An 11259-nucleotide genomic window follows, 5' to 3' on the forward strand; every position below is an offset into this window, starting at 1 on the left:
GTGCGCGCCTGCAGCCGCTCCCGGTCGGGTCCGTCGCCGAATATCGAGAGCTCCCAAGGCATGTCGGCCAGGTCGCCGAGCGCCTCGATCAGCAGGTGCGGGTTCTTGTGCTCGACGATGCGCGAGAGCATCACCAACTGCACCGGGTCACCGGCGGCCCGATCGCGGGGCTGCGGCTCACCCGTCAGCGCCACCCCGTTGGGCGCGACGGATCGGCGCCCGCCGAGCCGGTGCTGCGCGGTCAGCATGTCCCAATGGCGTTGGGCGAGGACGACGAAGCCGTCGCAGCGACCCATCGCCGCCGCCAGTGGCCGCGAGTAGATGGGGCGGTCCGGTTCGGGGGGCACGTGCGGCGCGACCAGCCAGCGCCGGCCGCCGCCGCCCGCGCGCCACAGCGTCGCGAACCCGGTCTCGGTGTTGGTGTCACCGCTGATCAGCACCGCCGGGCCGGGCGGAACGTCGACGGCCGGTGCCCACCAGGGTTGGCGCACCACCCGCACGCTGTGCGGGACCTCCTTGATCAATGGGCCGAACCGCTGCATGCAGACGATGGTGACCGGGTAGCCGCGCCGATCCAATTCGGCCGCCAGCAGGGCCTTTTGGCGTTCGGCGCCGCCGTAGACCAGGCGGTTGGTGGTGATCACGATCGCCGGCTTGCCGGGGCGCGCGGTTGCCATGTGGCTAAAGGCGCGCCGTCGTGCGTCGCGCTTGGAGCGCTGTAGCCGCTCCAGCAGGGTGGTGCCGGCCAGGTAGAGGTCCGCATGGTGTACGCCGTCCTGGTGTTCGAGCAACAGCGCGATGTTGGCGCGCAACAGGTCGCGATTGCGGCGGCGTTCCGGCGTCGAGACCTCCGCGCCGTGCGCGGCATCGGGCTCCTCCAACCGGCCGGCGGTCGCCGGATTGCCGTGGTCGACGTCGATTTCGTCGGCCAGCAGAATGCGCCAGCCCGCCGCGCTGGCGCGGGCCTGCCAATCGGTCTCTTCTCCGTAGAGGAAGAACTCCTCGTCGAAGCCGCCGACTTCGTTCCAAGCCGCACGGTTGATGGCCAGGCAGGCACCGCCCACATAGCCGTCGATGCTTTCCGACTCGCCGGGCTGGCGGGAGTACAGGTGCGAAATCGGCGTGCCGCGCAGCAGATCCGAGTAGCCGGCGGCCGCGACCAGCGCCCGGCTCAGGGTCCGGCGCCGCGTCGCGATGTCCCACCGCTCCGGGCCGGGGGCGCCGTCGTCGTGCACCATGGGCGCCACGGCGGCGACCTTCTCCTGGCGAAGCAGCTCCCGGGTGCGCGCGAGCGGCCCCTGCAAGCGGGCGTCGGCGTTCAGCAGCAGCAGGTCGGCGTCCGACGGCGTGTGCTCGACCAAGGCGTTAAACGCCGCGGCGAAGCCGAGATTGACCGGACCCAGCACCCAGTGCACCTCCGGGTGGCGGGCCGCCAGCTCCTCGCGACCGGGATAGGTGTCGCCGCTGTTCTCGTAGACGAACACCGGCAGCTCGGGCAGGTGTTCGGCCACGCCGGCCAGGCATTGCTCCACCAGGTCGTGGCTCTTGTAGGTCACGATCATGACCACCATCGGCCGGCCGGACCTGGTCAGCGTGCCGACCGGGGGCTTGAGGTACGCGCGGTCCAGTTCGCGGCTCATGCGATCACCGGCCTGTGGCGCAGCGCGGCCAGCGTCGACCAGCCGAACGGCCCGACCGCCGCGCTGGTGGCCAGGTACGCGGCGGCCGCGGCGGCCACGGTCAGGGCGGCGTGGTGGCCCGAAAGCAGCAGTGCCACCGCAACACTGGCCGCCGTGGGGACCAGCAGCCGGAGCAGGAACGCCACCGGCGTGCGGTAGTCGCACTCGCGGCGCAGCCACCAGCTGGCCAGCACCATGCCGAACACCTCGGTGCCCACCAATGCCAGGCCGGCGCCCACCGCGCCGAACGGCGCGTCCAGGACCACGTTCAGCACGATGTTGAACGCCAGCGTCGCGATCGACAACCGGAACAGGAACTTCTGCTGATGGCAGGCGAACAGCCCCTGGCCCAGGGTGCCGGTGACGAAACGCAAAGCCACCGCCACGAATAGCGTCGCCAGCGTCGGCGCGCCACGCTCGACGAACTCGCGGTCGCCGAACAACTCGATCAGGGGCCGAGCCAGCAACGTGCCGATGACCGCGACCGGGACACCCGCGAAGTACATCAGCTCGACGCAGCGGCGCAGGAACTTGGCGAACGCGGCGACGTCGCGGGAAAACAGATCGGTGGCCGTCGACAGCGTCGCCTTGAGGAAGAACATCGACACGATCAGCGTGTTGAACGCCACGGTGTAGGCCAACCCGTAGACACCGACCTCCGAATGCGTGCTCACCTTCGACAGGATGACGCCGTCGGTGCGCCAGTACAGGACGCCGACGACGGCGACACCGATCGGAAATGCGCTCTCCCGCAACAGGTCCGCGATCTCTCGTGGCGCGAAGATCGGCCGCAACGAGATGTGCCGGGCCGCCGCGGTGCCCTGGATCAGCAGCTGCAGCGCCGGCGGTATCAGCTGCGCGACCGCGAACCAGACGACGTCGGCCCGCGCCGCCACCAGGTAGCTGACCATCGCCAGCGTGCCCAGCCGCCCCAGCACGTCGGACATCGCCACGGCCGAGAAACGGACGGTGGACAGGAACACCGGCTCGAACCGCGTCGTCATCGTCAGCATCAGCAGCTGGCCCGACAACACCACGAGCATCACCCGCACGTCGGCGTCACGGTAGAGCAGCAGACCCGAACCAGCCGCCAGTGCCGCGAGCGGCAGGCAGTACATCAGGGACAGTCCGCTGTTGATGCGGACGAGCCGCTCCAGGTCGCCCGTCCCGGAGGTCACCCGGCGCACGATGACGGTGCCGATGCCGAGATCGGCCAGGCTGGCCCACATTCCGACGAAGGCGACCGCGATGGTCAGCTGGCCGTAGCGCCCGGGCCCGAGGTAGTGGGCCGTCATCGCTACCGAGACGACCGAGGCCAGCATCCCCAGCGCCCGGCAGACGAGCTGGACGGAGAACGCGTGCGCGATCCGCGACCTCGGCACCGCCGCCGATGCCGGTGCGGACGGGGCCGGCTCAATCGTGGTGTCGTGCGCCATCAGTACGCCCCGTCGCTACTCAGCACGGCCTTGAGCGTCCGGGCGATGATCAGCAGGTCGCCCGTCATCGACCAGTTGTCGACATACGACAGGTCGAGCCGCACCGAGTCCTCCCACGACAGGTCCGACCGGCCGCTCACTTGCCACAGGCCGGTCACGCCCGGCTTCACCAGCAGGCGGCGTTTGACCTCGCCGTCGTAGTTCTCGACCTCGCGCCGCAGCGGCGGGCGCGGTCCGACAACGCTCATGTCCTGCTTGAGCACGTTGATGAACTGTGGCAACTCGTCGATGCTGAACCGGCGCAGTATCTTGCCGATGGGCGTCACCCGCGGGTCCTGGCGGATCTTGAAGAGCATTCCGCCGGCGCCCTCGTTGAGCGGCATCAGCCGTTCGACCTGGGTGTCGGCGCCGTCCACCATGGTGCGGAACTTGAGCATCGTGAAGGGCTTGCCGTCCAGGCCGATGCGCTCCGCCCGGTAGAAGACCGGCCCCCTGCTCGTCGCCTTGATGCCGACGGCGGCGGCGACGAGCAGCGGCGAGGTCGCGGCGAGTGCGGCCAGGGCGAAGCAGAAATCGAAGGCACGCTTCTGAAACCGTTGGGTCCCTTCGTATTGCGGCTTGTCGACATGCAGCAGGGGGAATCCCGCGATCGGCTTGAGGGTCAGCCGCGCCCCGGCGACGTCCACCACCCCGGGCGCCACCACCAGGTCGACGTCCATCGTCTCCAATCGCCACATCAGGTCCCGGATCCCGTGCACGCCGAAGTGCTCGGTGCGCGTCACCGCCACCGTGTCGGCGCCACAGCCGGCGATCGCGGATACCGCGGTGGTTTCGTCGCCGAGGATCGCGATCTTGCGGCCCTGGACCGTCAGCATCTCGCCGCGCGGCGGGCCGTAGCCCGCGATGCAGACGCCGACCACCAGATAGCCGTCGTTCGGGTTGCGGAGCAGCTCGTGGGCGAGGTGCGAAACGCCCGGGCGGTCCCCGATTGCCAATACCAGCGACTGGTATTGCCCTTGCGCCCGTTTACGCCAGACGTGCTTGCGCCACAGGTTGCGGCTCGCCAGCAACCCGAGGGTGCCCACGGGGAGCGCGACCGCCAGATAGCCGCGGGCCAGTTCGATCTTGGCCAGCAGCGTGACGATGGCGATGAACCCGAACGTCCAGAACGAGGCGCTGGCGATGCGTCGGTATTCGTCGATTCCTGCGCCGATAATCCGGGTAGACCGGGTTTGGAACATCGACATCGACGAAAGCCACAGCGCGGCAAAGAGAACCGAGAACAGCGTCATGACGGGCCCGGGGTACCCGGACGTGTTCGGCGAGTCCCCGAACCGGACAAACTGGGCGAGCGCGACCGCGGCGCAGACGATCATCGAGTCGGTGACGCGCAGGCGAGCCGAGTACCGCTGCTGCCAACGGGCAACGGCCTTGGTGCCGGCCCGCGGCGCGGGCAGCACTGCAAGCGGTGCCGGGCCGGTGTCGGCTGGAAGCGTGGTCGTCATGATGGCCGTTCTCTCGGTTACGCCGTCGCCGATTGCGCCGCGGCGAGGAGGGTTTCGGTGTTTTCGGTGGTTTCGGAAGTCGGCATCCCGGCGTAGTACACGCCCGGATAACAGATCAGCTGGGCGCGCGATGCGCGCAGCAAGGCCAGCGGCCCCTGCAGCAGATACCGGCGGGCCAGCCGCTGAGGCTCGCGGGTCAACCGGTAGAACCATTCCAGGCCGGCTTCCTGCATCCAGTTCGGGGCCCGGCTGGTCATGCCGGCCAGGAAGTCAATGGCGCCACCGCACGGTAGGAAAACCTTTGCACCCGTGGCAAATCCGTGTCGATCCACCCACTGCTCCTGGCGTGGCTTGCCGAGGCTGACCACCAGGATGTCGGTGCGCGCGGCGCGGATATCGGCGGCCAAGGCGTCGGAACCCGATTCGATGTCGGCCGGGTCGGGCGCCCACATGCCCGAGACCACCAGCGCGGGATAGCGCGCCCACAGGCGCTGCGCCAGCAGCCGGTGGGTCTGGGCGCTGCCGCCGAAGAAGCCGACCCGCTGACCCGTCGACTCGGCCAACGCCAAGACGGCGGGCAGCAAGTCGGCACCGGTGACGCGCGGCCACGGCTTTGCGGTCAGCAGTCGCCCCCGCCACGCGATCGGCATGCCGTCGGCCAGCAGCAGCCATTCCAGCCGGCTCGCGGGCGTCGCGCCCAGGGAGCGGAAGTGGTGGAGGTGATCCAGATTCACCGAGCCCACCGCCAGTCCGCCGGCCTGCGAGCGCAGGCGAGCCGAGATGATGGACAGCACCTGGTCGGTGTCGCAGCGTTCTACGACGCTCCCGCTGACGACCATGCGCACCGGGGCTGCTGAGGATTCGTGGCCCATGGCAAACCTATCCCAGGCGCTCTCGGACCGGGTGGTACGAGGTCATGACGCCTCGCTCTCGGCCGCCGCCGTCTCATTCATAACGGGCCAGCTGGCGTCCTTCTCCGACATGACGGTCACCGGCAGCGGCCATTTGATGGCGAATTCGGTTTCGTCCCAACGGAATCCCTCTTCGCTTTCGGGCACATAGGGTCCGCTGACCTGATACATGACCTCGGTGTCGTCGGTCAGCGTCTGGAAGCCGTGCAGGACGTAGGGCGGCAGGAACAGCGCGCGGCGGTTCTCCGCGGTCAATTCGACCATCACGTGCTTGCCGTAGGTCTGCGATTCGGGGCGGATGTCGACGGCGACGTCGGCGATCGCGCCGCGCACGCAACGCACCAGTTTCGCCTCGGCGTGCGGCGGCGCCTGCCGGTGCAAGCCGCGCACCGTCCCGCGGGTGTAGTTGAAGCAAAGGTTGGTTTGTGCCACTTCGGAAATGAGCCCGTAGGTCTGGAATTCGTCGGCGCAGAAGGATCGAGAGAAGAAGCCGCGATGGTCGCGATGGGGTTCGATGTCGATGATCGTCACCCCGGCGACACTCGTGGGCGTGTACTTCACTGCGTCTCCTTCCAGAACAGTCGCTGGTCGACCTGCCCGGTCTTGAGCAGGTATTCGATCTGCTTGAGGCGGGTGTGCCCGCGGCCGTGGAATGTTTCGGGATCCATTGCGATGGTCTGGAAGACGCGATGCAGTTGCGCCGCCCCGGCCGCGACGTCCCACGCGGTGCGGAAGTCGGGGAAGACCTCACGGATCTTGCCGAACGCCACCCGGTAGCTGCGGTTGTCCGCGTTGGGCGGGCCGAAGGTGAGCTCGCAGCCGGGGAACTCGGCGCTGACGGTCTCCGCGATTTCGCGTACTGTGCGGTTGTTTTCGTCGCTGCCGACGTTGACCACGAGTTTGTGCACGGTCTGCCGGTCGGCGCGCAGCGCGCACCGGATGGCCTGAGCGATGTCGAGGGCATGCACCAGCGGCCGCCACGGGGTGCCGTCGCTGGTCATCGCGATGCGATGTTCGGTCCAGGCGTACCCGGCCAGGTTGTTCAGCACGATGTCGAAGCGCATGCGGGGGGAGGCGCCGAATGCCGTTGCGTTGCGCAGGAATGCCGGCGAGAAGTCGTCGTCGGCCATCGCGGTGAGGTCCCGCTCGACCAGGGCCTTGCACTTGGCGTACGGGGTCAGCGGGTTGATGGGGCTGGCCTCGTCGACCGTCCCGTCGGCGATCCCGTACACACTGCACGACGACATGTAGACGAATCGGCCGACGCCGGCGTGCTTGGCGCACTCTGCCAAATGCACGCTGCCGCGGTGGTTTACCTCGTACGTGACGTCGCCGATCAGGTCCCCGATCGGATCGTTGCTCAGCTCCGCCATGTGCACGATCGCGTCGAACCCGCGCAGGTCCGCGACGGTCACGTCGCGAATGTCCTTGATGAGGGTCAGCGGCGCCACCGGGTGGGCACTGCCGGCGAGCGGCCCCGGGCACAGCCAACCGGCCCGGTAGTAGCCGGTGTCCAAACCGACGACGTCGTGACCGTCCTCGAGGAGCAGCGGCGCCAGGAGGCAACCGAGATAGCCCTCCGTGCCGGTGATCAGCACTCGCATGATGTCATCCCTCCCGTCGAAAGATCAGTTGTCGAAATGAGCGTCGAAGGGGCTGATGACGGCCTTCTCGCCCACAAAGGCTTCGGCGTAGCGCGCCCGGCACTGAACGCCCCGGACCCGCATCAGGCCGAGGAACGCCTCGTCGTCGAACCAGTCGCGGCCCGATTGCGACGGGTACGAGTGCGCGAGCAGCTGCGCCTTCTGGTGCGCTATCTCCGTCGGAATGCCCACGTAGAGAGTGGGATTCGGCAAGTCGGACTCCCATTTGAGAATCTCGTAGCCCAGCACCAGCTGCGCACGGAACTCGGTCGGGATGAGCTCGGCGACCAAGCGATGGTCCTGGTGGTAGTCGTGGCGGTGCGGACCGATCACCAGATCGGGCTGGCATTCGCGGCGGAACTGGGCAAGCTGGCGCTTCACCGCTCCCCAGTGCCCCGGCAGCTGACCGTCGGGCAGGTCGGCCACCGTCAACCGCACCTCCGAGCGCGGGAACAGGGCCGCGAAGGCGTTCTTTTCTTCTATCTCGCGTTCGGTGCCGGCGCCGGTGAGCACCAGGGCGTGCACGACGACACCCGGATTGTGGTGGGCGATCTGCAACAGCGTCGCGCCCGCACCGATGACGATGTCGTCACAGTGCGCGCCGATGACGGCAATCGAGTCGATTGCGCCCGTGTTCAGCTGGATCATGCCGAACGTCTCGCAGGAGCCTGCTCCCACACCATCCAGGGGCGGTTTCCGGTGTTGTAGTCGGCGTCGAGTTCGGCCCGTTCCTTGAACGTGTCGGCCGGTTTCCAGAAGCCGTCGTGCTGGTAGCCGAGGAGCCGGCCGGTCCCGGCCAGCGCCATGCAGGCGTCGCCGACGAGGTCGCCGTTCTCGGGAATGAGGTCGAAGACCTCCTGGGTCAAGACGAAGTAGCCCCCGTTCACCCAGATCGGGAACTTGGCGATCGGAGCGATCTCCTTGATGTCACCGCCGGCGGTGACATCGACGCAGTGGAAGGACGACTGGGGCGGCACGATCAACATGGAGGCGGCCGCGCCGCTCGTCTTGAGCCGGTCGATCATGGTGTCGAGCGGCGCGTCGGTCAGCACGTCGGCGTAGTTGGCCAGGAAGTATTCGTCGTTCCCGAGGTACTTGCGCACCCGCCGCAGCCGCTCGCCGATCGGCGACTCCAGCCCGGTGTCGACGAAGGTGATGCTCCAGTCGGACATGTCGGAATCGAGCAGCTCGATCTGACCGGCGCGCATGACGAAGTCGTTGGACTCCATCTCGCGGTAGTTGAGGAAGAAGTCCTTGACCATGGCCTGCCCGTAGCCCAGGCACAGGATGAACTCCTTGTGCCCGAAGTGGGCGTAGTAGCGCATCACATGCCACAGCAGCGGTCGGGGCCCGACCATCTGCAGCGGCTTGGGAACCTGGTCGCCCTCGGCGGTCCGCATGCGCATGCCGTAACCGCCACAGAAGAGCACGACTTTCATGACACCCATCCCTTCGATGATTCGAGACCGGATTCCCGCCTATGGGCCAGAAACGATACTTTTGGTATTTCGCGATTTGGGCGGGTCATATGATCGCCGCCCCATAGCCGCCGGACGGCGGCTGTGCCATGACCGTCGGTATCTGCCCGTACCGCGGACCGGGCGCCTGGCGCCCCGCGGCGCCGCCCGGCAGACCGCCCAGCATGCTCGGCGGCACGGTGCCGATGCCGTTGGGAACGCCGGCGTTGGGCAATATCGCGCCCGCGCTGGTCAGCTGGGCGGTCGGGATGACGCTGGTCCAGCTGGCGGGCACCGAGAGCGGGCCGAGCGCGGCGGCCTGGCCCAGGCCTCCCACCACGCCCGCACCTGCGGCTTCCGCCGCTCCCGCGGCCTCGGCCGCCGCCTGCCCGGCGACGTCGGCCGCGCCCGCGGCCGCCGTTGACGCGGTGGCGGCAATCCCCTGCAGGGTCTGGGCCATGCCCAGCACGCTGGACAGGCCGTACAGCGGGGTCGCGGCCACCATCAGGTAGCCCGGCAGCAGGGCCGGCAGGTTGCTTTCAAGGTTGCTCATGAAGCTCGACATCGACAGGCCGCCGGTCCCGGAGGTGAGCCCGCCCACCAGCGTCCCCCAGGGCGTTTCCGCGCCAGCGCTCGCCGCGGCGGGTGTCGCCAGGGTCTGCAACATCGAGGACACCGTGGACATCAGGCCAGCCAGTGAGACCTGCTGGGTGCCCGCCCCGGCCGCGGCGTGGGAGACCGCGGTGGCCTGGGCCGCCGTGGCGGCGGGGTCGGCGACCTCCGGCGCAGGCGTGAACGTTGTGAGCTCCGCGGCCAGCGCCGAATTAGCGGCGTATTCGTACATCGCCACGGCGTCTTGAGCCCACATCTCGGCGTATTGGGCCTCGTTGGCCGCGATCGCCGGCAAGTTCTGACCGAAGAAGTTGGTGGCGATCAACGACGCGAGTTGAACCCGGTTGGCGATGACCGCCTGCGGCGGCACGGTCGCGGCCCAGGCCGCGTCGTATATTTCGGCTGCAAGCCTGGCCTGACCGGCGGCCTCCGCTGACCGTGCGGCGGCCCCGGCCGTCCACGCGACGTACGGTCCGAACGCAGACGCCATGCTCAGCGACGCGGGGCCCAGCCACCGCCCGACCGTCAAGCCCGAGATGATCGACCGATAGGCGGCCGCGGCGGAATGCAGTTCGGTGGCCAGGTTGTCCCAGGCCACCGCGGCCGCCGTCAGCGATCCCGCGCCGGGGCCGGCGTACATCCTCGCGGAGTTGATCTCCGGCGGAAGAGCGCCAAAGTCGATCATTTCGAATGATCCCCGCCCGTCGACGCGCCGCCGGCCGCGTGGGCGCCGGCAGAGAAGGACGCCCCTGACGTGACGAACGACACACGTCGTCCGAGGTCGGCGCGGGTCGCCCGGCGCAGTGGTCGACGCGGCGATCGAACAGCACCGCACGCCCGCGGTCCACAAAAGGGGCGCTGATCAGGCGAAGAAACTGGAAGCCACATAGAAACCGATTATACATACTTTTAGTTCGGCATACACCAGGTTCTCTAACTGAAAGTATTTGTGAGTTTGTTAACGCGACCCGCTGCGTTGAATGCCGTGGAACGACACCTGACTGCTAACCTCAAAGACGGCCCATATGCCGCCCGAGGCACACCGCCGAGTGCTGGCCCTTAGAACGAGGTGTGTGCCCTGCTCGAGGAAGGCATCGAGAACGTGGAAGCGATCGATTCGGGCCATGGCACCGGCCCCGGAATGATCACCCGCCTTGCTCATGCACCGGCGTGGTCGACCCGAACCGGACAGTTGAGTTCTCGGTTCCGATGACCGCCCATTCGACCGACGGACGCGCGGACGCGACGCGGCGACAGATTTTGCGGGCCGCTTCGCATCAGTTCGCTCGCCGGGCCTATCACGACGTCGGCCTGGACGACATCCTCGCGGAAGCGGAGCTGACCAAGGGCGCGATGTATTTCCACTTCCGTTCCAAGCACGCGCTGGCCGTGGCGATCATCGAGAAGCAGACGGCCGCGGGGGCCGTCGCGGTGGAAGAGCTCCTCACTCGTGGGCTTTCGGGCCTGGAGACCTTGATCGACTTCTCGTATCTGATCGCCTCCGGAGATATCCGAACCGACGGGGTCAGGGCGGGCCTGAACCTGCTCGAGTCGGTCGGTCGGTCGGAAGGGCTGCAGAAGAAGCTGTTGGAGGAGTGGGCCAAGGCGCTCGCGGGGGTCGTCGAGCAGGCCATCGCGGAGGGCGACATCGGCCAGCATTGTGACCCGCAAGACGTGGGACGCCTGGTGGTTTCCCTGCACATGGGGCTGCGCCAAACCAGCAACCTGGAGGAACCGGAGCGGTAAGCGTAACAGCCGCCCACGCGCGGGCCCGATCGCGCGACCTGCCCATGGCGTTATCCGGAATCCGTGCCCGCCGAGGTGGAGTTGATCGCCAGTGCCGCGCGGCGCCTGAGGAATTGGCGGAAGTAATCGATGCGCTCCGGTTGCAGGATTCCGGTCAACATCAGGAGCCAGCACTTCTCCAGGTCGTGCAAGAACCGCTCCGGTTCCTCCAGGTTGCTGGTTTGGCGCAGCCCCATGTGCAGGGAAACCACCAGGCGTCCCACGTCTTGC

At 68.0% G+C, this 11259-nt stretch carries 9 protein-coding genes and 2 pseudogenes; 1 reads left to right on the forward strand and 10 read right to left on the reverse strand.

All coding sequences use genetic code 11. The features are described from left to right. From A5706_RS10945 to A5706_RS10985, 9 genes are all read right to left on the reverse strand, one after another. Positions 1-1640, reverse strand: a 1640-nt coding sequence (locus A5706_RS10945; protein WP_068130100.1) for a glycosyltransferase, incomplete at its 3' end; no start/stop codon positions are given. Beyond that, complete coding sequence (locus A5706_RS10950) at positions 1637-3115, reverse strand: flippase (RefSeq protein WP_068130103.1); 1479 nt, start codon at positions 3113-3115, stop codon at positions 1637-1639. The genes A5706_RS10950 and A5706_RS10945, both read right to left, overlap by 4 nt. Beyond that, complete coding sequence (locus A5706_RS10955) at positions 3115-4620, reverse strand: sugar transferase (RefSeq protein WP_082964302.1); 1506 nt, start codon at positions 4618-4620, stop codon at positions 3115-3117. Before A5706_RS10955 ends, A5706_RS10950 begins: the two co-directional genes overlap by 1 nt. A 17-nt stretch (positions 4621-4637) precedes the next feature. After that, positions 4638-5492 (reverse strand): WecB/TagA/CpsF family glycosyltransferase, encoded by an 855-nt coding sequence (locus tag A5706_RS10960; protein WP_068130106.1) that lies wholly within the window; start codon positions 5490-5492, stop codon positions 4638-4640. Between the two features lie 42 nt (positions 5493-5534). Further along, positions 5535-6092 (reverse strand): dTDP-4-dehydrorhamnose 3,5-epimerase, encoded by a 558-nt coding sequence (rfbC, locus tag A5706_RS10965; protein ID WP_068130109.1) that lies wholly within the window; start codon positions 6090-6092, stop codon positions 5535-5537. Beyond that, positions 6089-7135 carry an NAD(P)-dependent oxidoreductase gene (locus tag A5706_RS10970; RefSeq protein ID WP_068130114.1) on the reverse strand — a complete coding sequence of 349 codons (1047 nt, stop codon included), beginning with the start codon at positions 7133-7135 and terminating at the stop codon, positions 6089-6091. Before A5706_RS10970 ends, rfbC begins: the two co-directional genes overlap by 4 nt. 24 nt (positions 7136-7159) lie before the next feature. After that, a complete protein-coding gene (locus A5706_RS10975; protein ID WP_068130117.1) occupies positions 7160-7822 on the reverse strand; it encodes a PIG-L deacetylase family protein in 663 nt (220 codons plus the stop codon). Beyond that, positions 7819-8613, reverse strand: a complete 795-nt coding sequence (locus tag A5706_RS10980) for a glucose-1-phosphate cytidylyltransferase (RefSeq protein ID WP_068130133.1) — start codon at positions 8611-8613, stop codon at positions 7819-7821. The genes A5706_RS10975 and A5706_RS10980 overlap by 4 nt, the downstream gene beginning before the upstream one ends. A gap of 85 nt (positions 8614-8698) precedes the next feature. Continuing rightward, positions 8699-9928, reverse strand: a complete 1230-nt coding sequence (locus A5706_RS10985) for a PPE family protein (protein WP_068130120.1) — start codon at positions 9926-9928, stop codon at positions 8699-8701. A 524-nt stretch (positions 9929-10452) separates the two neighbouring features. On the opposite strand from A5706_RS10985, the pseudogene A5706_RS10995 reads away from it, so the two are divergent. After that, a pseudogene (locus tag A5706_RS10995) lies at positions 10453-10986 on the forward strand (TetR family transcriptional regulator); the annotation flags it as partial. A 53-nt stretch (positions 10987-11039) separates the two neighbouring features. Here A5706_RS10995 and A5706_RS11000 read toward each other — a convergent pair. Beyond that, positions 11040-11259, reverse strand: a pseudogene (locus A5706_RS11000) (TetR/AcrR family transcriptional regulator); the annotation flags it as partial.

Origin of the sequence: Mycobacterium sp. E796 (assembly GCF_001672815.1) — a bacterium.
Taxonomy (GTDB): domain Bacteria; phylum Actinomycetota; class Actinomycetes; order Mycobacteriales; family Mycobacteriaceae; genus Mycobacterium.

Excerpts from the sequence above, each read along its gene's own strand:
- A5706_RS10950 (WP_068130103.1), bottom strand. The coding sequence starts at position 3,115 with ATGGCGCACGACACCACGATTGAGCCGGCCCCGTCCGCACCGGCATCG.
- A5706_RS10955 (WP_082964302.1), bottom strand. The coding sequence starts at position 4,620 with ATGACGACCACGCTTCCAGCCGACACCGGCCCGGCACCGCTTGCAGTG.
- A5706_RS10960 (WP_068130106.1), bottom strand. The coding sequence starts at position 5,492 with ATGGGCCACGAATCCTCAGCAGCCCCGGTGCGCATGGTCGTCAGCGGG.
- A5706_RS10970 (WP_068130114.1), bottom strand. The coding sequence starts at position 7,135 with ATGCGAGTGCTGATCACCGGCACGGAGGGCTATCTCGGTTGCCTCCTG.
- A5706_RS10975 (WP_068130117.1), bottom strand. The coding sequence starts at position 7,822 with ATGATCCAGCTGAACACGGGCGCAATCGACTCGATTGCCGTCATCGGC.
- A5706_RS10980 (WP_068130133.1), bottom strand. The coding sequence starts at position 8,613 with ATGAAAGTCGTGCTCTTCTGTGGCGGTTACGGCATGCGCATGCGGACC.
- A5706_RS10985 (WP_068130120.1), bottom strand. The coding sequence starts at position 9,928 with ATGATCGACTTTGGCGCTCTTCCGCCGGAGATCAACTCCGCGAGGATG.